This is a genomic window from Phenylobacterium sp. LH3H17, from assembly GCF_024298925.1.
In the GTDB taxonomy this organism is placed as follows: domain Bacteria; phylum Pseudomonadota; class Alphaproteobacteria; order Caulobacterales; family Caulobacteraceae; genus Phenylobacterium.
This window is the reverse complement of sequence record NZ_CP101283.1, coordinates 2937659-2960062: the sequence shown is the minus strand read 5'-3', so window position 1 is coordinate 2960062 and position 22404 is coordinate 2937659. Positions and strand designations below refer to the sequence as shown.

General features: G+C 69.3%; 20 protein-coding genes. 18 read left to right on the top strand and 2 right to left on the bottom strand.

Annotated elements, in window-relative coordinates:
* Nucleotide 1 precedes the first annotated feature (1 nt).
* The 12 genes from rsmH to M9M90_RS14430 all read left to right on the top strand — a co-directional run bounded on the left by rsmH (nt 2) and on the right by M9M90_RS14430 (nt 13758).
* The gene (gene rsmH, locus M9M90_RS14485; RefSeq protein WP_254833926.1) at nt 2-934 is read left to right on the top strand and encodes a 16S rRNA (cytosine(1402)-N(4))-methyltransferase RsmH; all 933 of its coding nucleotides are present in this window, start codon (nt 2-4) and stop codon (nt 932-934) included.
* Entirely contained in the window at nt 931-1371 is a 441-nt protein-coding gene (locus M9M90_RS14480) for a cell division protein (protein ID WP_254833925.1), read from the top strand. The genes rsmH and M9M90_RS14480 overlap by 4 nt, the downstream gene beginning before the upstream one ends.
* Entirely contained in the window at nt 1368-3137 is a 1770-nt protein-coding gene (locus M9M90_RS14475) for a penicillin-binding protein 2 (protein ID WP_254833924.1), read from the top strand. Before M9M90_RS14480 ends, M9M90_RS14475 begins: the two co-directional genes overlap by 4 nt.
* Nucleotides 3137-4591 carry a UDP-N-acetylmuramoyl-L-alanyl-D-glutamate--2,6-diaminopimelate ligase gene (locus M9M90_RS14470; RefSeq protein ID WP_254833923.1) on the top strand — a complete coding sequence of 485 codons (1455 nt, stop codon included), beginning with the start codon at nt 3137-3139 and terminating at the stop codon, nt 4589-4591. The genes M9M90_RS14475 and M9M90_RS14470 overlap by 1 nt, the downstream gene beginning before the upstream one ends.
* Nucleotides 4584-5981: a UDP-N-acetylmuramoyl-tripeptide--D-alanyl-D-alanine ligase gene (murF, locus tag M9M90_RS14465; protein WP_254833922.1), complete on the top strand. Its 1398-nt coding sequence runs from the start codon at nt 4584-4586 to the stop codon at nt 5979-5981. The genes M9M90_RS14470 and murF overlap by 8 nt, the downstream gene beginning before the upstream one ends.
* Nucleotides 5981-7090, top strand: a complete 1110-nt coding sequence (gene mraY / locus M9M90_RS14460; protein WP_254833921.1) for a phospho-N-acetylmuramoyl-pentapeptide-transferase — start codon at nt 5981-5983, stop codon at nt 7088-7090. Before murF ends, mraY begins: the two co-directional genes overlap by 1 nt.
* Before the next feature lie 18 nt (nt 7091-7108).
* Nucleotides 7109-8524, top strand: a complete 1416-nt coding sequence (gene murD, locus M9M90_RS14455) for a UDP-N-acetylmuramoyl-L-alanine--D-glutamate ligase (RefSeq protein ID WP_254833920.1) — start codon at nt 7109-7111, stop codon at nt 8522-8524.
* A 101-nt stretch (nt 8525-8625) separates the two neighbouring features.
* On the top strand, nt 8626-9798 hold the full coding sequence (gene ftsW / locus M9M90_RS14450; protein ID WP_254833919.1) for a putative lipid II flippase FtsW: 1173 nt from the start codon (nt 8626-8628) through the stop codon (nt 9796-9798).
* Between the two features lie 9 nt (nt 9799-9807).
* Nucleotides 9808-10905 carry an undecaprenyldiphospho-muramoylpentapeptide beta-N-acetylglucosaminyltransferase gene (gene murG, locus M9M90_RS14445; protein ID WP_254833918.1) on the top strand — a complete coding sequence of 366 codons (1098 nt, stop codon included), beginning with the start codon at nt 9808-9810 and terminating at the stop codon, nt 10903-10905.
* Nucleotides 10902-12314, top strand: coding sequence for a UDP-N-acetylmuramate--L-alanine ligase (murC, locus tag M9M90_RS14440; RefSeq protein WP_254833917.1), 1413 nt, complete (start codon nt 10902-10904; stop codon nt 12312-12314). The genes murG and murC overlap by 4 nt, the downstream gene beginning before the upstream one ends.
* Complete coding sequence (gene murB / locus M9M90_RS14435) at nt 12311-13216, top strand: UDP-N-acetylmuramate dehydrogenase (protein WP_254833916.1); 906 nt, start codon at nt 12311-12313, stop codon at nt 13214-13216. Before murC ends, murB begins: the two co-directional genes overlap by 4 nt.
* Nucleotides 13183-13758, top strand: a complete 576-nt coding sequence (locus M9M90_RS14430; RefSeq protein WP_254833915.1) for a histidine phosphatase family protein — start codon at nt 13183-13185, stop codon at nt 13756-13758. The genes murB and M9M90_RS14430 overlap by 34 nt, the downstream gene beginning before the upstream one ends.
* Nucleotides 13759-13822: 64 nt before the next feature.
* On the opposite strand, the gene M9M90_RS14425 is transcribed toward M9M90_RS14430, so the two are convergent.
* Nucleotides 13823-14686 (bottom strand): THxN family PEP-CTERM protein, encoded by an 864-nt coding sequence (locus M9M90_RS14425; protein WP_254833914.1) that lies wholly within the window; start codon nt 14684-14686, stop codon nt 13823-13825.
* 223 nt (nt 14687-14909) lie between these two features.
* Nucleotides 14910-15356: a PaaI family thioesterase gene (locus M9M90_RS14420; RefSeq protein WP_254833913.1), complete on the bottom strand. Its 447-nt coding sequence runs from the start codon at nt 15354-15356 to the stop codon at nt 14910-14912.
* On the opposite strand from M9M90_RS14420, the gene M9M90_RS14415 reads away from it, so the two are divergent.
* The 6 genes from M9M90_RS14415 to ftsZ all read left to right on the top strand — a co-directional run bounded on the left by M9M90_RS14415 (nt 15355) and on the right by ftsZ (nt 22270).
* On the top strand, nt 15355-15546 hold the full coding sequence (locus M9M90_RS14415; RefSeq protein ID WP_254833912.1) for a hypothetical protein: 192 nt from the start codon (nt 15355-15357) through the stop codon (nt 15544-15546). The genes M9M90_RS14420 and M9M90_RS14415 overlap by 2 nt on opposite strands.
* Nucleotides 15543-16523 (top strand): D-alanine--D-alanine ligase, encoded by a 981-nt coding sequence (locus M9M90_RS14410; RefSeq protein ID WP_254833911.1) that lies wholly within the window; start codon nt 15543-15545, stop codon nt 16521-16523. The genes M9M90_RS14415 and M9M90_RS14410 overlap by 4 nt, the downstream gene beginning before the upstream one ends.
* A 124-nt stretch (nt 16524-16647) precedes the next feature.
* On the top strand, nt 16648-17382 hold the full coding sequence (locus M9M90_RS14405; protein ID WP_371876860.1) for a cell division protein FtsQ/DivIB: 735 nt from the start codon (nt 16648-16650) through the stop codon (nt 17380-17382).
* A 138-nt stretch (nt 17383-17520) separates the two neighbouring features.
* A complete protein-coding gene (gene ftsA, locus M9M90_RS14400; RefSeq protein ID WP_254837141.1) occupies nt 17521-18732 on the top strand; it encodes a cell division protein FtsA in 1212 nt (403 codons plus the stop codon).
* A 103-nt stretch (nt 18733-18835) separates the two neighbouring features.
* Complete coding sequence (locus M9M90_RS14395) at nt 18836-20314, top strand: NAD(P)/FAD-dependent oxidoreductase (protein ID WP_254833909.1); 1479 nt, start codon at nt 18836-18838, stop codon at nt 20312-20314.
* Between the two features lie 405 nt (nt 20315-20719).
* A complete protein-coding gene (gene ftsZ / locus M9M90_RS14390; protein ID WP_254833908.1) occupies nt 20720-22270 on the top strand; it encodes a cell division protein FtsZ in 1551 nt (516 codons plus the stop codon).
* Nucleotides 22271-22404: the final 134 nt, after the last annotated feature.

The following is a 22404-nucleotide window of genomic DNA, read 5'->3' as shown; positions in this document are numbered from 1 at the left end:
CTTGGAAGACGCGCCCCACGTCCCGGTCCTGTTGGACGAGGTCATCGCGGCCCTGGAGCCCGGCCCCGGCAAGCTGATCGTCGACGGCACCTTCGGGGCCGGCGGCTATTCCCGCGCCCTGCTGGCCGCCGGCGCCCAGGTGACGGCCTTCGACCGCGATCCTAGCGCCGCGCGCTTCGCCGAGGGACTGGGCGACCGGTTCCGGCTGATCGAGGCCTGCTTCTCGGAGATGGACGAGGAACTGGGCGAGGCCGCCGCCGACGGCGTGGCGCTCGACCTCGGTGTCTCTTCGATGCAGATCGACGAGGCCGAGCGCGGCTTCTCATTCATGCGCGACGGCCCGCTTGACATGCGCATGGGCGCGGACGGTCCGACGGCCGCCGACCTGGTCAACACCGCCGAGCCGGCCGAGCTGGCGCGCATCTTCTGGGTCTATGGCGAGGAGCGAGAGTCCCGCCGGATCGCGCGAGCCATCGTCCGTCGCCGCGAGATCGAGCCCTTCACCCGCACCCTTGACCTGGCCGAGCACATCGAGCGCGCCCTCGGCGGGCGCCGCGGGGCCAAGGTGCATCCGGCGACCCGCGCCTTCCAGGGCCTGCGGATCGCGGTCAATGACGAACTGGCCGAGCTGGAGGCGGGCCTGGTGGCCGCCGAACACGTGCTGAAGTCCGGCGGCCGGCTGGCCGTGGTCACCTTCCACTCGCTGGAGGACCGGATCGTGAAGGCCTTTTTCACCCTCCGCGCGGGCAAGACCCCGGGCGGCTCGCGCCACGCGCCGCCGGTGGAGGCCAAGGGCCAGCCCAGCTTCAACCTGCTGTTCAACGGCGCCCGCGCCCCGTCGGACGACGAGGTCCGGGCCAATCCGCGCGCCCGCTCGGCCAAGCTCCGCGCGGCCGTACGCACCGACGCCCCGGTCTGGAGGGAAGCCGCATGAGCGTTTTCAGCCGTAAAATCAGGGGATTCCGACTGGTCGACGTCGCCGCCGCGGGCCTGCTGGTGGCGATCATCCTGTCTGTTTACCTGGCCAAGACCATCGCCGGGGGCGAGCGGACCGAGATCGCCGCGGTGGAGAAGCAGATCGAGGCCGAGCGCGACCGCATCCGCTTGCTGCAGGCCGAGGTCGCCCACCTGGAGCAGCCTTCGCGCATCGAGCAGCTTTCCGCCAACCACCTGGGCATGGTCCCGATCGCGGCCAAGAACGAGATCACGCCGGAGACACTCGGCGACATCATGCTAGCGGCCCAGCTCAAGGCCGCGGCCGCCAAGCGCGCGGCCGGGCCTCCCAAGGTCGAGGTCGCCGCCCCGGTCGAGCCGGCGGCCAAGCCGCTGACCCAGGTCGCGCGCGTCAGCATCCCGGGCGTGCAGCAATGACCATGGCCCATCCGTCCTTCCAGCCGCCGGGCTGGCGCTGGCTGAAGGCCCAGGTCTGGGGGCTGGAGCACGCCTTCGAGCGCGCCAAGGCGGCAGGCAAGGCCGAGGACGACACCCGCATCCGCATCTTTTTCGTCCTGGCCCTGTTCTCGGCCAGCTTCCTGACCCTGGCCGTCGGCGCCACCAACTCGGCGGTGTTCTCCAACCTCGGGCGGGGCGATGGCGGCGCGGCGGCGATCGGTTCGGCGCGGGCCGACCTGGTGGACCGCAACGGCGCCATGCTGGCCGCCGACCTGCTGCACTACGGGCTCTACATCGATCCGCAGGAAATCTGGGACAAGGGCGAGGTGCGCCGCGCCCTGCTCGGCTCCATCCCCTCGCTCACCCAAGCGCGGCTGAACAAGGCGCTCAACGGCCAGCGCCGCACCTTCGTGCTGGGCGGGCTGACGCCTGAGTCCCGCGCCCGGGTCCATGCGCTGGGCCTTCCCGGCGTGACCTTCGAACGTGAGGAGCGTCGGGTCTATCCCCTGGGCCGGACCGCCGCCCACCTGATCGGCTTCGCCGACACCGGCGGGGTCGGGCTCGCCGGCGCCGAGCGTGCGCTCAACGACCTCGCCCACCAGAACGCCGCCGCCGGAACGCCGGTGGCCCTGTCCATCGATCTGAGGGTCCAGGCCGCCCTCGAGGACGAGCTCTACAAGGCCGCCGCTGAGTTCAATCCGCGCGGCGCGGTCGGCGTGGTGACCAATATCCACACCGGGGAAATCCTCGGCATGGCCAGCTATCCCACCTTCGACCCGAACCGCGCGGGCGAGGCCGACAATGACGCCAAGCTCAACCGCGCCGCCGCGGCGATCTATGAGATGGGCTCGACCTTCAAGGCCTTCACCGTGGCCATCGGGCTGGACACCGGCGTGGCCGACGCTTCCACCACCTTCGACGCACGCACCCCGTACCAACTCGGCTACCGGACGATCAAAGACTACCACGCCGCCCAGAAGATCCTGACCCTGGTGGAGGTGTTCCAGCACTCCTCGAACATCGGCACCGCCAAGCTCGCCGAGTCCATCGGTGGGCCGCGGCTGAGCAAGTATTTCGACCGCCTGGGCCTGACCCGGCCGGCGGCGGTGGAGCTGAAGGAGTCGGCTCGGCCCCTGACCCCCAAGAAGTGGGACATGGACGCCGTGGCCTCGACCTCATTCGGTCACGGCATGAACGTCAGTCCGCTGGCGCTCTCCAGCGCCATGGGCGCGCTGCTGAACGGCGGCAAGATGGTGCCCCTGACCATCCGCAAGCTCGATCCGAAGGACCGGCCCGCCGGGACCCGCGTGGTCAGCGAAGAGACCTCCAAGACCATGCTGCAGATGATGCGCGCCAACGTCACGGGCGGCTCAGGCGGCAAGGCCGACGCGCCCGGCCTGACGGTCGGCGGCAAGACCGGCACCGGAGAGAAGTACGATCCCGCCATCCGCGGCTACAGCAGCCAGAAGCAGGTCTCGTCCTTCGCCGCGGTGTTCCCCACCGCCGGGCCGCTGGAGACCGACCGCTATTTCGTGCTGATCCTGATGGACGAGCCCAAGGGCAACGCCTCGACCTACGGCTACTCCACCGGCGGCTGGGTCGCCGCCCCGGCCACTGGCCGGGTGATCGACCGGATCGCCCCCTTCCTGGGCGTGCGGCGCGAACCGGCCCTGATGGCCCAGCGTCCGCCCGCCACCCCGCAGCAGTTGACCGCCGGCGAAGCGCCGAGCGCGGACGGCCACTGATGGCCAGCCGTCTTTCAGACCTGGTGAAGCGCGAGGTCGCCCCCGATCCCATGATCGAGGGTGTCACCGCCGACAGCCGCAAGGTGCGTCCGAGCTTCCTGTTCGCGGCCCTGCCGGGCTCCAAGGCCGACGGGCGCGAGTTCGCGGCCAAGGCCGTGGCGGCCGGCGCCGTGGCGGTGATCTCCGGCGAGGACATCGCCGGCCTCGGCGTACCCGTGATCGTCACCGCCGATCCGCGCCGCGCCTATGCGCTCGCCGCCCGCGCCTTCTGGGGCGCGCAGCCGCCCGTGGTCGTGGCGGTGACCGGCACCAACGGCAAGACCTCGGTCGCCGCCTTCTGCCGCCAGATCTTCAACCATGCGGGCATTAAGGCCGCCAGCATGGGCACGCTCGGCGTCCGCGCCACGGGACCGGGCCTGGACGTTCAACTGACCCCGCCCGGCCTGACCACGCCCGACGCCGCCGATGTGGCGGAGCTGATGGCCAAGCTCGCCGACCTGGGGGTGACTCACCTGGCGCTGGAGGCCTCGTCGCACGGGGTCGACCAGCGCCGCCTCGACGGGGCGGAACTGACGGCGGCGGGCTTCCTGAACCTGACCCAGGACCACCTCGACTATCACGGCACCATGGGCGTCTATCGCGAAGCCAAGCTGCGGCTGTTCAACGCCTTGCTGCCGCGCGGACGCACGGCGGTGCTGAACGCCGATTCCGACGCCTACGAGGCCTTCGCCAGCGCCGCGGTCACGTCCGGGCAGACCGTGATGTCGGTCGGCGCGGCGGGGCAGGGCCTGGTCCTGCTGGCGCGCACCCCGACCCCCGAGGGCCAGGCGCTGAAGATCGGATATGCGGGTGAGATCTACGACGTGCGCCTGCCGCTGGTCGGCGGCTATCAGGCGTCCAATGTCCTGGTGGCCGCGGGCCTGTGCATCGCCGCGGGCGAGGACCCCGCGACCGTGATGGCCGCGCTGGAGACCCTGGAGGGCGCACCGGGCCGGCTGCAGCACATCGGGTCGGGCCTGCGCGGCGGCGAGGCCTATGTGGACTACGCCCATACCCCGGACGGGCTGGAGACGGTGCTGCAGGCCCTGCGGCCACACGTCGAGGGCCGGCTGATCGTGGTGTTCGGCGCCGGCGGCGACCGCGACAAGGCCAAGCGCCCGCTGATGGGCGCGGCGGCGGCCACCCATGCCGACATCGCCATCGTCACCGACGACAACCCGCGCAGCGAGGACCCGGCCGAGATCCGCGCCCAGGTCCTGGCCGGCGCCCCCGGCGCCAGGGAGATCGGCGACCGCCGCAAGGCCATCCAGGCCGCCGTCGCCCTGATGACCAAGGGCGACGTCCTGGTGGTGGCCGGCAAGGGCCACGAACAGGGTCAGACCGTCGCCGGCGAGGTCCATCCCTTCGACGACGTGACCGAGGTCGCCACGGCCCTGGAGCCTGTCCATGGCTGAGCCGCTCTGGACCGCCGAAGAGATCGCCAAGGCCGTCGGCGGTAAGGTTACCGGCGGCGGGTTCGCCGTGAACGGGGTCTCCATCGACACCCGGTCCATCGAGACCGGCGACCTGTTCGTCGCCCTGGCCGGGGTGCGCGACGGCCACGAGTTCGTCGGCCAGGCGCGGGCGGCCGGCGCCGCCGGATCGCTGGCGTCGCAGCCGGTCGAAGGTCCGGCCGTCATGGTGGAAGACACCTTCAAGGCCTTGGAAAGACTGGGAGAAGCGGCACGCGATCGCGCGACGAAGGCCCGCCGTGGCGCGGTGACCGGTTCGGTCGGCAAGACCAGCGTCACCCAGGCGGTGCGGGCCGGACTGATGCTGGCCGGCAAGGGCCATTCCTCGGTCAAGAGCTACAACAACCATATCGGCGTGCCGCTGACCCTGGCGCGGATGCCGCGCGACACCCAGCGCGCGGTGTTCGAGATCGGCATGAACCACGAGGGCGAGATCGCGCCGCTGTCGCGCTTCGTCCGCCCCCATGCCGTGGCCATCACCACGGTGGGCCCGGTCCATGTGGAGAACTTCCCGGATGGTGAGGCCGGCGTGGCCCGCGCCAAGGCCGAGATCTTCGCCGGCATCGAGCCCGGCGGCGTGGCGGTGCTGAACGCCGACAACAGATGGTTCGAGGTCCTGAGCGCCGAGGCCCGCAAGGCCGGGGCGGAGGTCCGCAGCTTCGGCTCGGGCGAGACCTGCGACGCGCGGCTGATCGACTTCCAGCCCCAGGCCGGCCACGCGGTGGTCCAGACCCGGCTGCACGGCAAGGCGCTCGACTTCCCGATCCTGCAGACCGGCTTCCACTGGGGCCCGAACAGCATGGCCGTGCTGTTGATGCTGGAGGCGCTCGACGTCGACCTCGGCGACAGCCTGGCGGCCCTGGGCAGCTTCGAGCCGCTGGCCGGCCGCGGAGCCGAAAGGCAGATCCGGCTGCCTGCCGGCGCCTTCACCCTGATCGACGAGAGCTACAACGCCAATCCGGTCTCCATGGCCGCGGCGTTCGCCTCGTTGGGCGCGCGCAAGCCCGTGGGGCGGCGGATCGTCGCGCTGACCGACATGCTGGAATTGGGCGCCGAAGGACCCGCATTCCACGCCGGCTTGGCCGAGCCGCTGGCGAGCGCCAAGGTCGATCTGGTCTTTTGCGCGGGGCCCCTGATGAAATCGCTATGGGACGCCCTTCCGTCGACTCGGCGCGGGGGCTACGCCGAGACAGCGGCCGAGCTTGGGCCGCTGGTCGCCCAGGCCGCAGAGCCTGGCGACCTTGTGATGGTCAAGGGTTCGAACGGCTCGAAAGCCGGTGCGGTGACCGCCGCGCTGACGCTGCTCGACGCGCGTTCCGGGGAGGCGGGCTGATGCTCTATTGGCTGTATGAGCAGCTCTCGGCCGGTGGGCATATTCCTGTCCTCAATTTGCTGAAATATCTGACGTTCCGCACGGGCATGGCGCTGTTCACGGCGCAGCTCGTGGTTGTTCTGCTGGGCTCGCGCTTCATCCGCTTCATGCAGGCCAAGCAGGGCAAGGGCCAGCCGATCCGCAAGGAGGGCATCGAGCGCCACGTGATCGAGAAGGCCGGCACGCCGACCATGGGCGGGGTGATGATCCTGGCCGGACTGCTGGTCGGCACCCTGCTGTGGGCCGACCTCAGCAATGTCTACATCTGGGCCGTCCTGCTGGTGACGGCCGGTTACGGCACGCTGGGCTTCCTCGACGACTACGCAAAGGTGGCCAAGCAGACCACCGAGGGGGTGTCCGGCCGCCTGCGGCTGATCCTCGAAATCCTGATCGCCGTGGCGGCGATCACCCTGATCATCCTGTTCGGCTCCAATCCGCCGGAGTCCCCGAACCTCTCGACTTCGATCGCCTTCCCAATTTTCAAGCAACTGGTGATCGACCTCGGCTGGTTCTACCTGGCCTTCGGGGCGTTCATCATCGTCGGCGGCGGCAATGGCGTGAACTTCACCGACGGGCTCGACGGCCTGGCCATCGTGCCGGTGATGATCGCCGCGGCCGCCTTCGGCCTCATCGCCTACCTGGTCGGCAACTATGTCTTCGCCCAGTATCTGCAGCTCCACTTCGTTCCGGGCGTGGGCGAGGCGGCGGTCTATTGCGGGGCGATGATCGGCGCCGGCCTGGGTTTCCTCTGGTACAACGCCCCGCCGGCCAAGATCTTCATGGGCGACACCGGGTCCCTGGCGCTCGGCGGCGGCATCGGCGCGGTGGCCGTGGCCACCAAGCACGAGATCGTGCTGGGCCTGATCGGCGGTCTCTTCGTGCTTGAGACGCTGTCGGTGATGATCCAGGTCGCCTACTTCCGGATGACCGGCAAGCGGGTGTTCCTGATGGCCCCGATCCACCACCATTTCGAGAAGCTCGGCTGGTCGGAATCCACCGTGGTGATCCGCTTCTGGATCATCTCGATGATGCTGGCCCTGCTGGGCCTCGCCACCTTGAAGCTGCGGTAGGGGAGGGCTCGCACAGTCATGATCCCGGTCCGCGGCTTCGAAGGCAGGACGGTCGCCGTTTTCGGTTTGGCCCGCACGGGTCTGACCGCGGCGCAAGCCCTGCTGGCCGGCGGGGCCAAGGTCGCGCTGTGGGACGAGCGGCCGGAAGGCCGCGCCGCCGCCGAGGCCCTCGGTCTGCCCCTGGTCGACCTCACCACCGCCGACTGGTCGCAGTTCGCCGCCCTGATGCTGTCGCCGGGCGTGCCCTTGACCCATCCCGCTCCCCACTGGACCGTCGAGCGCGCCAAGGCCGCCGGTGTCGAGATCGTCGGCGACATGGAGCTGTTCGCCCGCGCCGTGAACGCCGCGCCCGAGCACAAGCGCCCCAAGATCGTCGCCATCACCGGCACCAACGGCAAGTCGACCACCACGGCGCTCATCGGCCACATCTGCGCCAGCGCCGGCCGCGACACCCGCATCGGCGGGAATATCGGCGTCGGCGTCCTTGGCCTGGAAGACATGCATGGCGGCGCCGTCTACGTGCTGGAGATGAGCTCCTACCAGCTCGACCTGACCCATAGCCTGAAGCCCGACGTGTCGGTGCTGTTGAACATCTCGCCGGACCACCTGGAGCGGCATGGCGGCATGGAGGGCTATGTGGCGGCCAAGCGCCGGGTGTTGCTGAACCAGGGCAAGGGCGACACCGCGGTCATCGGGGTGGACGATCCCTGGGGGCAGCGGATCTGCACCGAGATCACCGCCGCCAACCGCCGCACCATCGTGCCGATCTCCGCCTCCAAGGCCATGGGCCGCGGCGCCTATGTGCTGCAAGGCCTGCTCTATGACGCCACCGGCGAGCGGGCGACCGAGATCGCCGACCTGTTGCGCGCGCGCTCCCTGCCCGGGCGGCACAACTGGCAGAACGCGGCGGCGGCCTACGCCGCGGTGCGCGGCCTGGGGGTCTCGCCGCAGGAGGCCGCCGAGGGCCTCATGACTTTCCCGGGCCTGGCGCACCGGATGGAGACCGTGGGCCAGGTGGGCCGCGTGCGCTTCGTCAACGACAGCAAGGCCACCAACACCGACGCGGCCCGGCAGGCCATGTCCAGCTATCCCAAGTTCTACTGGATCGCCGGCGGCGAGGCCAAGACGGGCGGCATCGATTCGCTGGCCGACCTGTTCCCGCGCATCGAGAAGGCCTATCTGATCGGCGACGCCCAGGCCGCCTTCGCCAAGACCCTCGAAGGCAAGGCCAAGGTCGCCGAGTGCGGCACGATCGACGCCGCTGTCGCCGCGGCCTATGCGGACGCCGCGGCCACCGGCCATGAGGCCATCGTCCTACTGTCGCCGGCCTGCGCCTCGTTCGACCAGTTCGCCGATTTCGAGGCCCGCGGCGAGGCGTTCCGCAGCGCCGTCATGGGCCTGGCCCAGCCCGCAGCCAAGGGCGCGCGCGCCTAGACCGCAGGCGCGAAATCCGGGCTGGTTAAGAAGATTTAACCATAGGCGGGTCTTCTGCAGGATACGGAAGCCCGCATGCGAACCGCCTCGATGGACCCGCGATGAAACCCACCCAAGCCCATGCCTTCGCCCGTAGCGACAGGTCGCAGATGGGCGTGTGGTGGTGGACCACCGATCACTGGATGCTAGGCGCCGTTGCGGCCCTGATCGCCACCGGGGTGCTGATGTCCTTCGCCGCCAGCCCCGCGGCCGCGGCGCGGCTGAACATCGGCGACCCGTTCCATTTCGCCGTGCGCCAGTGCGTCTTCGCCGTGGCCGGCGCGGTGATCCTGGTCTCGGTCTCGATGCTGGACGGGCGCGGGGTCAGACGCGCGGCCTTCTTCATCTACCTGATCGCCATCGCCATCATGATCGCCCTGCCGTTCATGGGGCATAGCGCCAAGGGCGCGACCCGGTGGATCAGCTTCGCGGGCTTCACCCTGCAGCCGTCGGAGTTCATGAAGCCGGCCCTGATCGTCCTGGTCTCCTGGATGTTCTCAGAGGGCCAGAAGGGGCAGGGGGTGCCCGGCGTCTCCATCGCCTTCGGGCTCTATTTCCTGTCGGTGGGCCTGCTGCTGATCCAGCCGGACGTCGGCCAGACCGTGCTGATCACCGTGGCCTTCGGCGCCGCCTTCTGGATGGCCGGGGTGCCGCTCTCCTGGGTGATGCTGCTGGGCGGGGTGGCGGTCGTGGGCCTCTCCTCGACCTATTTCCTGTTCCCGCACGTGGCCAGCCGGGTCGACCGGTTCCTCAGTCCCGAGCGCGCCGACACCTTCCAGGTGGACCGGGCGGCGGAGGCCATCGCCGGCGGCGGCCTGTTCGGACGCGGCCCGGGCGAGGGCGTGCTGAAGCGCAACATCCCCGACGCCCACACCGATTTCATCTATTCGGTGGCGGCCGAGGAATACGGCCTGATCTTCTCGCTGCTGCTGATCTCGATCTTCGCCTTCATCGTGGTGCGCGGGCTCTACAAGTCGATGAAGCTGTCGGACCCCTTCGAGCAGGTGGCGGCCGCGGGGCTGTTCGTGCTGGTGGGCCAGCAGGCCTTCATCAACATCGCGGTGAACCTCAACATGATCCCGACCAAGGGCATGACCTTGCCGTTCATCTCCAGCGGCGGGTCGTCGATCATGGCGATCAGCCTGACCCTGGGCATGGCCCTGGCGCTCACCCGCCGCCGCCCGGGCGCCTATTCCCAGACCGAGGGCCTCGCCAAGGCCGGCGCCTTCGCCTAAACGCTGGCCATGGGCAAGATCGCCGTCGTCGCCGCCGGGGGCACCGGGGGCCATCTGTTTCCCGCACAGGCCCTGGCCGAGGCGCTGATCGCGCGCGGCTGGCGCATCGTGCTGGCCAGCGACGAACGCGTGGCGGCGTTCGCCGAGAGCTTCCCGGCCGAGGAGCGCATCGGGCTGTCGGCCCGCACCTACAAGCCGCGCGATCCGGTGAGCATGGCGCTGGCCGGCGTCTCGATCGTCCGCGGGGTGATGCAGGCGCGCAAGGCGTTCGCCCGGATCGATCCCGACGTGGTGGTGGGGTTCGGCGGCTATCCGTCGGTGCCGGGCCTACTGGCCGGGATCACCCAGGGTCGGCCGACCGTGATCCACGAGCAGAACGCTGTCATGGGGCGGGCCAATCGCAAGCTGGCGGGCCATGTCCGGGCGGTGGCTTGCGCCTTCCCGGTGCTGCAGAAGGCCCCGGAGAAGGTGGCCAGCAACGCCGTGGTGGTGGGCAATCCGGTTCGGCCCGAGATCCGGGCCCTGGCCGACCTGCCCTACGTCGCGCCCGAGACGGACGGTCCGATCCGCATCCTGATCACCGGCGGCAGCCAGGGCGCACGCTTGCTGTCCGAACTGCTACCCGAGGCGATCCGCAAGCTGCCCGAGAGCCTGCGCCAGCGCCTGACGGTGCAGCAGCAGACCCGGCCGGAGTCCATGGAGATCGCCCGCCAGATCTATGCCGACGCGATGGTGGTGTCGGAGATCGCGCCGTTCTTCCGCGACATGGCCAGCCGTCTGCGCGACGCGCACCTGGTGATCGGCCGCTCGGGCGCGGGTTCCGTCTGCGAGTTCGCGGTGGCCGGCAAGCCCGCCATCCTCATCCCGCTGGCTATCGCGCTGGACGACGACCAGGGCCAGAATGCCCGGGTGCTGGTCGAGGCGGGGGGCGCAGAGGTCTGCCGCGAGGGCCAGCTCACCGTCGATGTCATGGCGAGCGCGCTCGAGAAGCTGCTCACCAATCCCGAGCGCCTGGCCCGCATGGCCGCGGGCTCGCGATCCATCGCCAAGCCCGACGCCGCCGAACGGCTCGCCGACCTCGTCGAAAAGACCGCCGCCAAACGATGAACAAGCGTCCCGTCCCCTTCGCCCTCGGCCCCGTCCACTTCATCGGCATCGGCGGCATCGGCATGAGCGGCATCGCCGAAATCATGCTGCGCATCGGCTATACGGTGCAGGGCTCCGACGCCAAGGCCGGCCCCAACACCGAGCGGTTGGAGAAGCTGGGCGCCAAGGTGTTCATCGGCCAGGACCCAGCCAATGTCGAAGGCGCATCGGCCATCGTCTATTCGACCGCCATCAAGGCCGATAACCCGGAGATGGTCGCCGCTCGCGAAAAGCGCCTGCCCCTGGTCCATCGCGGCGAGATGTTGGCCGAGCTGACCCGCCACCAGTTCTCCGTCGCCATCGCCGGCACCCACGGCAAGACGACCACCACCTCGATGGTCGCCGCGCTGCTGGACGCCGGCGGGCTGGATCCGACGGTGATCAACGGCGGGATCATCAACGCCTACGGCGCCAACGCCAAGGTCGGCGACGGGGACTGGATGGTCGTGGAGGCCGACGAGAGCGACGGCACCTTCCTGCGGCTGCGCGCCACCTGCGCGATCGTCACCAATATCGATCCCGAGCACCTGGACTATTACGGCGACTTCGACACAGCCAAGAAGGCCTTCCAGACTTTCGTCGAGGGCGTGCCCTTCTATGGCTTCGCCGCGGTCTGCACCGACCATCCCGAGGTCCAGGCGATGGCCGCCCGGGTGGTGAACCGCCGACTGGTCGCCTATGGGACCAACCCCCAGGCCGAGGTTCGCGCCGAGAAGATCAGCATGGGCCCCGACGGCTCGCGGTTCGACGCGATCTTCGCGCCCCAGCACGGCGAGGTCACCCGGTTGGATGACCTGCACCTGCCGATGGCCGGCCAGCACAATGTCCTGAACGCGCTCGGCGCCATCGCCGTGGCCCGCGAACTGGGCGTGTCCGGCGAGGATATCCGCAAGGGCCTGGCCGGCTTCGGCGGCGTGAAGCGGCGCTTCACCACCACCGGAGTGGCGGGCGGCGTCCGCGTAATCGACGACTACGGTCACCACCCGGTGGAGATCTCCTCCGTGCTGAAGGCGGCCCGCGCCGTGACCAACGGCCGGGTGATCGCCGTCGTCCAGCCGCACCGTTATTCCCGCCTGCACGACCTGTTCGCCGAATTTTGCGGCTGCTTCAACGACGCCGACACGGTGATCGTGGCCGACGTCTATACCGCCGGAGAGAGCCCCATCGAGGGGATCAATCGGGACGCCCTGGTCGAGGGGCTGCGACGCTTCGGCCATCGCCGGGCGCTGGCCCTGGAAAGCCCGGCCGACCTTCCGGCGCTGGTGGCCGAGGAGACGCGAGACGGCGACCTGGTGGTCTGCCTGGGCGCCGGTGACATCACCGCCTGGGCCTACGCCTTGCCGGGACAGCTCGAGGCCTTGGCCAGGTGAGCTGGCGCGACACCCTGCCGGCGGTGCGCGGGAAGCTGCTGCGCGACGAGCCGCTCGGCCCCTTCACCTGGTTCCGCGTCGGCGGGCCGGCCGAGGTTCTGTTCCTGCCCGCCGACCACACCGATCTGGCGGCCTTACTTAGGGCGCTGCCGTCGAGCGTGCCTGTGACCGTCCTGGGCGTGGGCTCGAACGTCATCGTGCGGGACGGCGGGGTCGAGGGTGTGGTCATCCGCCTGGCCGGCCGAGCCTTCGCGGGCGTGGAGGTTTCGGCGGCCGAGCATCGCATCACGGCCGGCGCGGCCGCGCTGGACTCGGCCGTGGCGCGGGCCGCGGGCAAGGCCGGTCTGGCCGGGCTGGAGTTCTACGCCGGCATTCCCGGCTCGATCGGCGGCGCCTTGACCATGAATGCCGGCTGCTACGGCGCCGAGACCAAGGACGTGCTGGTCTCGGCCTGGGGCTACGACCGCTCGGGCCAGCGACGCGACTTCCAGTTGGAAGACTTCGGCTACACCTATCGCCACAGCCAGGCGCCGCCCGGCATGATCTGGATCGAGGCCGTATTCCAGGCTTGGCCCGACGATCCCGCCGCCATCGAGGCGCGGATGGCCGAGATCACCTCCCGGCGCGAGACCACCCAGCCGATCCGCGAGAAGACCGGCGGCTCGACCTTCAAGAATCCGCCCGGCCATTCGTCCTGGAAGCTGGTGGACGCCACTGGCTGGCGCGGCAAGGCCTATGGCGGGGCCATGTTCTCCCCCCTTCACGCCAACTTCCTGATCAATACCGGCGAGGCGACCGCCGCTGACCTGGAGGGCCTGGGAGAGGCCGTGCGGGCCGACGTGAAGGCCAGGCTGGGGATCGAGCTGGAATGGGAAATCAAACGCATCGGCCGCCCGGCCTGATCCTGGTCCGGCACTCGGTTCCGGATATCCGCGAAGACCGCCCCAATCCCGAATGGCGGCTCTCCGAGGCGGGGCGGGCCGACGCGCGGCGGCTTGGCGCCCGGCTTGCCGCGTATGCCCCGCAGGCCGCCGTGGCGAGCCCCGAGCCCAAGGCCCTCGAGACCGGCCGGATCATCGCCGAGCCCTTGGGCCTGAGGGTCGAGGTCGATGCGGATCTCAGCGAGCACCGCCGGCCGGGCCTCCGCTACGGGGAGCGCCAAGTCTTCCACGACATCATGGCCGATTGGTTCGCTCATCCAGCCGAGCGCAGGTTCGACGGCGAGAGCCTGGACGAGGCGCACGACCGCTTCGCGGCCGCCCTGGAACGGCTGGACGAGTCCACCACGCTCGTCGCGAGCCACGGCACGGTCATGACGCTCTTTTTGAGCCGCCGCCTGGGCCTGGAGCCCTTCGCCCTGTGGAAGAGCCTCGGCCTGCCCGAAGCCTTCGTCATGGACGGGGAGGGCGGCTTGATCGACCGGGTCGGCGTTCGGGACGCCTGAAACGAGCAACGCCGCCGATCTCGCGACCGGCGGCGTTGAGGCATCTCCAAGGTCTGCGGCGCCCCTAGGCGAGGGCGGGAACCAGCCGGCGACGGTTGGCGCGGAGCATGGAGCCGACCCCGCCGAAGCCGACGATCAGCATCGCCCAGGTCGAGGGCTCGGGGATGGCCGAGGTGACCATGTGGACCGTGCCCATGACGTAGGCCTTGTTGGGGAAGGAGGTGTAGACCAGCTCCTTCTTTTTCTTCTTTTGCCCGTAGTGCCAGTAATAGGTGGTCACTTCCTCGACCTTGCCTTCCTTGGTGAGGAAGGTCTCGGTCAGGGCGCCGCCCGAGAAGAAGCCGGCGATCTCGAGGGTGTAGGTGTCCTTGCCGAACGTGAAAATGTTCTGCAGCGTGTTGGACTCGACGCTTACCTGGTCGGCGCAGCCGTAGGTGTTGATGCCAGACCCGGGCGTGCCGCCGTACTTGCAGGCGCCGTTCGTGCCATTGTTCGGCGTTTCGTCGTGGTGGAACAGGAACTCGAAGGTCTGCGGCCCGACATCGTTGCCATCGACCGAGACGTCGGCCGTGAACAGCAACTTAATCGAGGTGAGCGACGTACCGGTGATCGGCCAGTTGTTGTGCTGGAACTCGCCCAGCTGGAACGAGCCGTCGCTGCCGCCGCTGACCAGGTCGTCGGTGACCACGCCGTTGCCGGTGAAGCTGTAGCTGCTCTGCTTGTTGCCGAGCGCCGGGGTCCCCCAGCTGGCCGTCGAGGTCGGCGCCCCGTTGGCGATGGTGATGCCCGAACCCGGGGTCGGATCGCTCCAGTCGGCGCTGACATTGCTGAACACCACGACGCCGGCGGCGGCGGGCGAGACCGCGGCGGCCGAGGCGACGAGGGTCGCGGCGACGGCAAGCGCGCGGGAAGTTGACTTCAAGCCCATGATTTTAGTCCCCCTGGCGCCGCTAGGCAGCGCAGTCTTCGTGGGAACCTTAACTATTTCTTAACAAACATTCAAGTCAGGCGAGTCGTCTAGATGCTGCTGGACCTGCGCCAATGTTGGAGAACTCGAAGTCATCGACAGGTCTTCTCTTGAAAAACACCGGACAGGCGAAGAATTCGCCGGTTGGTTGTCAGCAAGGGCGCGTTCGTCGCTTGGGGGGCGATCAGAGCGCTTTCGCGCTGGGCACGAGCCGAACGCTGGCTGTGGCGCGAGCGACGAGCGCGCCCGCGCCGTCCATCAGGGTGGCCTCCACGAAGCCTACCGTCTTGCCCAGTTGCACCACCTGGCCCTCGCCGAACAGCGGGCCGGCGACGGCCGGTTTCAGATAGGTCACGCTCATGCCGATCGTCGCGGTGTAGAGGGCTCCGTCCGTGTGGGAGAAGACCGCCGGGCCCATGGTGTCGTCGAGCATGGCGGCCAGGAATCCGCCCTGGATGAAGCCGGCCGGATTGAGGAACTCGGGGCGGCCCTCGAACCCGATGCGAATCCAGCCGTCGGCGGGGCGGGCGTCCAGCACATGCCAGCCCAGCAGCTTGGCGCAGGGCGGCATGGGCAGGCGGTCGAGGGCGGTGGACGCGCGGGCAGGGGCAGGGGCGGTGGCGACGGTCATGGCGATCTCCGGTTCGGCCGAGACTCTGGGCCCTGCCTCCCGCCAGCGTGATGTCAGCAACATTGATCCCGCGATCGGCGATGCCTTGACAGGACTCTGCGCGTGGCGCACCCGCCGGAGCATGCGAACCGCTCCCCTCATCGCCATCGTCGCGACGCTCCCCGCCCAGACCGCCGCCGAGGCCAAATGACCCTGCCGCTTTCCGGACGCCCCCTTTCTGGCCGACACGTGGCCCTGCTGATGGGCGGACTGTCTTCCGAACGAGAGGTCAGCCTGATCTCCGGCCGCGAGTGCGGCGACGCCCTGGAACGGCTGGGCGCCAAGGTCACCCGGGTCGACGCCGGCCGCGACCTTGCCCAGGTGCTGGCCAGGCTGAAACCCGATGTCTGCTTCAACGCCTTGCATGGCGAATGGGGCGAGGACGGCTGCGTACAGGGCGTGCTGGAGACGCTGGGCCTGCGCTACACCCATTCGGGCGTCCTGGCCTCGGCGCTGGCCATGGACAAGGCCAAGTCCAAGGCGGTGCTGGCCGCGGCGGGCGTGACCGTGCCCGGCGGCGGGCTGTTCAACCGCTTCGAGGCCGCGGCCGACCACGTCATGGCGCCGCCTTACGTGATCAAGCCCAATGCGGAGGGCTCCTCGGTCGGGGTGTTCATCGTCCCGGAAGGCGCCAACCGCCCGCCGCAGGAGATTGTCGCCCCCGGCTGGACCTTCGGCGAGGAGGTGATGATCGAGCCCTATGTCCGCGGCAAGGAGCTGGCGGTGGCGGTCATGGACGGCAAGGCGATCACCGTGACGGACATTGTGCCGCGCTCGGGCTTTTATGACTACGAGGCCAAGTACGGGGAGGGGGGCTCGGAGCACGTCGTTCCGGCGCAGATTCCCTTACACGCCTTCGAAAAGGCGCTGGAGCTGTCGGAGCGGGCCCATGCGGCGCTTGGTTGCCGAGGCGTTACCCGATCTGACCTTCGTTATGACGACATTAACGACATTCTGGTCCTTCTGGAGGTCAACACACAGCCCGGCATGACGCCCACTTCGCTCGTCCCCGAGCAGGCGGCGTCGAAGGGCGTGGACTTTGACCGTCTAGTGCTTTGGATCACGGAGGATGCTTATGCCCGCGGCGATGCGGGGGGGATCGCGAGTTCAAGCGAAACCCCGGGCTAAAGCGCCCGCTAGCACCAAGGCTCGACCCCAGCCCAAGAAGCAGGGGGCGTACGCCCCTGGCAAACTGAAGGCCGCCCGCGGCGTCGGGCTGTCGCCCGCCTATGCGCTCGCCGCAGCGGCGGCCGTGCTGGCGCTGACCATGGGCGTGACCCTGGCCACCGGCGGCCGGGGCCAGGCCCTGCACACGACGATCAATGAGGCGGTTGGCAGCGAGTTCGCCAGCCTGGGCTTCAAGCTGAAGGCCGTACACGTCCAGGGCGCCTCGGCGATGGCGACAGCCGACATCCTCAAAGCGGCCGGGGTCTACAAGGATCAGCCGGTCCTGGGGCTCAACCTGGAAGAGGTCCGCAAGCGGGTCGAGGCCGTGGGCTGGGTGAAGGAGGCGCGGGTCGTGCGCCTGCTGCCCGACACCCTGGTCCTGGCGGTGGTCGAACGCCGCCAGCTGGCCGTCTGGCAGAGCGGCGGCAAGAGCCGGGTGATCGACGAGACCGGCCGGGTGATCCCCGAGGCCGATCCGCGCCAGTTCGCCAACCTGCCCCTGATCGTGGGCGCGGGCGCAAATGATTTCGCCGCCGCGATCCTGCCGGAGATCGCCTCACGGCCCCGGCTGGCCGAGCGGCTGGAGGCCCTGGTGCGGGTCGACGGCCGCCGCTGGGACCTGCGGCTGAAGGACGGCTCGCTGGTGCAGCTTCCGGCGGTCGACGAGGGCGCGGCCCTGATCCAGCTGGAGCAGCTGGATCAGCGCTCGCGGATCCTTGAACTGGGTTTTGAACGGATCGACCTGCGCGATCCGACGACTGTGGCGGTGCGGCCGCGCGATGGCGCCCTTCCCGGGCAGCTCGTCGCGAACGGCGCTTGATTGGATAGAGGGATTACGAGCTTGGCCACCCGTCTCGAGGAACGCAAGGACAGCCGCGAGGGCCTGAAGGCGGCGCTGAGCCGCCAACCCGTGGTGGCGGCCGTGGACCTGGGCGCCTCGAAGGTCACCTGTTTCATCATGAAGCCAGAGGGCGTCCGCCGGGGCGACCGCACCCTGACAGCGGCCGGGGTCGGCTATGTGCAGTCCCGCGGCGTGCGCGGCGGGGCGATCGTAAATCTGGACGAGGCCTCCGACGCCATCGCCCAGGCCGTGGAGCGGGCCGAGAACGTCGCGGGCGTGCAGGTGCAGGGCGTCACCGTCGCCACCGCCGGCGGCCAGCTCACCAGCCACCGCATCGCCGGCCGCGTCTCCATCGGCGCCCGCCCGATCTCCGACGCCGACCTGGTGCGCGCCATCCAGCAGGCCCTGTCGCAGATCAAGATCCCCGGCCGCCGCGCCGCCCACATCCTGCCGGTCGCCTGGTCGGTGGACGGCCAGGCCGCGATCCGCGATCCCCGCGCCATGTTCGGCCGGGCGCTGGGCGTCGAGCTGCTGGTGGTCTCGGTCAGCGAGGCTGTGTTCCAGACCCTGGGCGCCTGCGTCGAGCGGGCCCATCTGCAGTTCGAGGGCGTGGTCGCCGCGCCCTTCGCCTCGGCCCTGGCCGCCCTGGAAGAAGACGAGATGGACCTTGGCGCGGTCTGCATCGACATGGGCGGCGGCTCGACCTCGGCGGCCGTGTTCGCGGGCGGCAGCCTGATCCACGTAGAGACCCTGCCGGTGGGCGGCAGCCACGTCACCGCCGACATCGCCCGAGGCCTTTCCACCTCCATGGCCGGCGCCGAGCGGATCAAGACCCTGCACGGCTCGGCCATCGCCTCGGCCAACGAGGACCGCGAGATGATCGAGGCGCCGCCGCGCGGCGACGATCCGGGCGCCGGTCCGGTGATCGCGCCCCGCTCGCTGCTGAAGGGCATCATCGCTCCGCGCGTCGAGGAAACCCTGGAGCTGCTGCGCGACCGGCTGAAGGCCTCGGGCGCTCCCGTCGAAGCGGGCGCGGGCCTGGTCCTGACCGGCGGCGCAAGCCAGCTGGCCGGGGTGCGCGAAGTGGCCGTCCGGGTGTTCGACCGCCCGGTGCGCCTGGGCCGGCCGCGTCGCGTGCCGCACCTGGCCGACGCGGCCTCGGGACCGGCGTTCTGCGCCGCGGCGGGCGTCTTGCAGCGCGCCGCCTTTGGGCCCCGCGAGGCGGTTTCGGCCAAGGCGCTGGCCTCGGCCAAGCTGCGCCGCGAACCCCTGGAGGCCGGCGCCAACCCGGTGGCCAAAGCCGCCGCCTGGCTGCGCGACAACCTCTAGATCGTCCCCCAACGCCCCCACACCCAGCTCGTCATGGCCGGGAAGCGCTTGTTTCGGCGGTGAGTTTCGGTAACTGATCGGCGTTCAGGAAGCGGGGACTCGTATGGCCGACCAGCATTTCGACGTGGTGATCGTGGGCGCAGGCCTTTCGGGCATCGGCGCGGGTTATCACCTGCAGGCCAACTGTCCGAACCGCACCTACGCCATCCTGGAAGGCCGCGAGGCCATCGGCGGCACCTGGGACCTGTTCCGCTATCCGGGCATCCGGTCGGACAGCGACATGTACACCCTGGGCTATGCCTTCAAGCCGTGGACGCAGGCCAAGGCCATCGCCGACGGCCCGTCGATCCTGCGCTATGTGCGCGACACGGCCCGCGACAACGGCATCGACCGGCACATCCGCTTCGGCCACCAGGTGAAGCGGGCGTCCTGGTCCAGCGAGACGTCTGCCTGGACGGTCGAGGCCGTGCGGGGCGGGGAGAACGTCCGCTACACCTGCAACTTCCTGTTCCTGTGCGGCGGCTACTACAACTACGAGAACGGCTACACGCCGGATTTCCCGGGCGCGGAACGATTCAAGGGCGCCATCGTCCATCCGCAGAAGTGGCCGGAGGATCTCGACTACGCCGGCAAGCGCGTGGTGGTCATCGGATCGGGCGCCACGGCGGTGACCCTGGTGCCGGAAATGGCCAAGACCGCGGCCCACGTGGTCATGCTGCAGCGCTCGCCGACCTACGTCGTTTCGCGGCCGGCCGAGGACAAGATGGCCAACGACCTGCGCAAGTGGCTCCCGGCCAAGCTGGCCTACGCCCTGGTCCGCTGGCGCAACGTGCTGTTCGGCATGTACTTCTACCAGATGGCCCGCAAGAAGCCGGCCCAGGTGAAGGCCGGCATCATCGACATGGTGCGCCAGGAACTCGGCCCTGACTATGATGTCGATAAGCACTTCACGCCTAGCTACAACCCCTGGGACCAGCGCCTGTGCCTGGTGCCGGACGCCGACCTGTTCGAAGCCATCAAGGCCGGGACCGCCTCGGTCACCACCGACCACATCGAGACCTTCACCGAAACCGGCATACGGCTGAAGTCCGGCGAGGAGCTAGCGGCTGACGTGATCGTCACCGCCACCGGCCTGGAGCTGAAGGCGCTGAACGGCCTGGAGCTCTCCGTCGACGGCCATCGCGTCGATCCTGCCAAGGCCATGAGCTACAAGGGCATGATGTACCGCGACGTGCCGAACCTGGCATCGTCCTTCGGCTACACAAACGCCTCCTGGACCCTGAAGTGCGACCTGACCTGCGAATATGTCTGCCGGCTGCTCAACCACATGACCAAGACCGGCACGTCGCAGTGCACGCCGCGCAACACCGACCCGACCATCGGCGAGGAGCCCTGGCTGGATTTCTCGTCCGGCTACGTCCAGCGGGCCATGGAGAAGTTCCCCAAGCAGGGCTCCAAGGCGCCGTGGAAGCTGCACCAGAACTACGCGCTCGACCTGATGAACCTGAAGTACGCGACCGTGGACGACGGGGTCATGGAGTTCGCCAAACCGACGCCCGTTCCGGTGCGCCAAGCCGCCTAGGCTCGGCTGTATGTGCTGTGGGCGGCCCTGTGCGTTCCTGGGGATGATCTTGGGCAAATCAGGTGAACGAGGGCCAGGTCGCAAGTCGACCGCGCCGGGATGCAAGCTCGCGACCCAAGACCCAAAGCTTGGCCGTTGGCTTTAATGTCCTGTTCGTTGAGCGTCTTAGCTCAGGACCTGAGCGACTGAGTCATCGGGTCGCAGGTTCGGCGACGTGGTTAACGCGTAAGCCTTACGCAGCAAGAAATTTGTTATCCACACGGGTCGACGCGCGTCCGACTCGCCTTATGCAGTTAACCGCCAATTAACGATGGTGGGCGTTTCCTTAACGCCATCCGTCGCGGGAACCAGGCGGGCGGGTCGCCAGGTGTTCCCTAGACCACGGTACGGAGACACAGGGTCCCAATGGCTATTGCACTTTCAGCGCCGCGCGCGACCGAACTGAAGCCGCGTATCGTCGTGTTCGGCGTCGGGGGCGCCGGTGGCAACGCGGTCAACAACATGATCGAGGCGGGACTGGAGGGCGTCGAATTCGTCGTCGCCAATACTGACGCCCAGCAGCTTTCCTTCTCCAAGACCGACCGGCGCATCCAGCTCGGCGTGCAGGTGACCCAGGGCCTCGGCGCCGGGGCCCACCCGGAGGTCGGGATGAGCGCGGCCGAGGAGTCGATCCCCGAGATCGGCGAGCACCTCGACGGCGCCCACATGATCTTCATCACCGCGGGCATGGGTGGCGGCACCGGCACCGGCGCGGCTCCGATCATCGCCAAGTGCGCCCGTGAGCGCGGCATCCTGACGGTGGGCGTGGTCACCAAGCCGTTCCACTTCGAAGGCCGCCACCGCATGCGCCTGGCCGACGCCGGCATCGGCGAGCTACAGCGCTATGTCGACACCCTGATCGTCATCCCCAACCAGAACCTGTTCCGGGTCGCCAACGAGCGGACCACCTTCGCCGAGGCCTTCGGCATGGCCGACCAGGTCCTGCACTCGGGCGTGCGCTCCATCACCGACCTGATGGTGCTTCCGGGCCTGATCAATCTCGACTTCGCCGACGTCCGCACGGTCATGACCGAGATGGGTAAGGCGATGATGGGCACCGGGGAGGCGACCGGCGACGATCGCGCCCTGATGGCCGCCCAGAACGCCATCGCCAATCCGCTGCTGGACGAGGTTTCGCTCAAGGGCGCCAAGGCCGTGCTGGTCAATGTGACCGGTGGGCTGGACATGACTCTGCTGGAAGTCGACGAGGCGGCCAACGCCATCTCCGAACAGGTCGATCCGGAAGCCAACATCATCTTCGGCGCGGCCTTCGATCCGTCGCTGGACGGCATGATCCGCGTCTCGGTGGTCGCCACGGGCATGGACGGCGCCTCGATCGCCGCCATCGAGCCCAAGGTCGAGCGCCGGCCGCTGACCGCCCCGCCGTTGCGCGCCGAGACCCAACGCGCTCCGGCTCCGACGCCCGAGCCGGTGATGCGCGCCCCGACCCCCACGCCCAGCTACGCGGCCTATGTCCCGCCGGCCCCGGTCTCGCGGCCCGAGGTGATCACGGCCTATGCCCCGACGCCGGCGCCCGCGCCGGAGCCGGTCAAGGCCGCCTTCGATGACGAAGAAGAGCAGGGCGACCTCTACGCCGCCGCGCCGGCCCCGGCCGCGCCCGAGCCGCAGATCGTGCGTCCCATGACCAAGATCGTCGATCCGTCGGTCGAGGATCACGAGGAAGAGCCGCTGTTTGGTGAAGCGGCCTTCGAGGATCGCCGGCCCCAGCGCTCGGGCTTCCTCAGCCTGTTCGGCAGCCGCCCCCGCTACGACGCCCCGGCGCCCGCGCCCCAGGCCGCCCGCCCGGCGGCCAGCCGCGGCGGCGCCTTGCCGGCTGAACAGCCGGTCCAGGAAGCCCAGACCGAGAGCCAGGAAGATTTGGAGATCCCGTCCTTCCTGCGTCGCCTGGCCAACTGATCCCAGCACGACAATTCGAACCTGCACATGGCCGGGCTAGTCCCGGCCATGTCGCGTTTCGGATAGGGTCCTGCGCGACGGGGCGCGTGGCGCTTTCGCCTTGAATCCTAAGGGATTCTTAACGTCCCAAATCG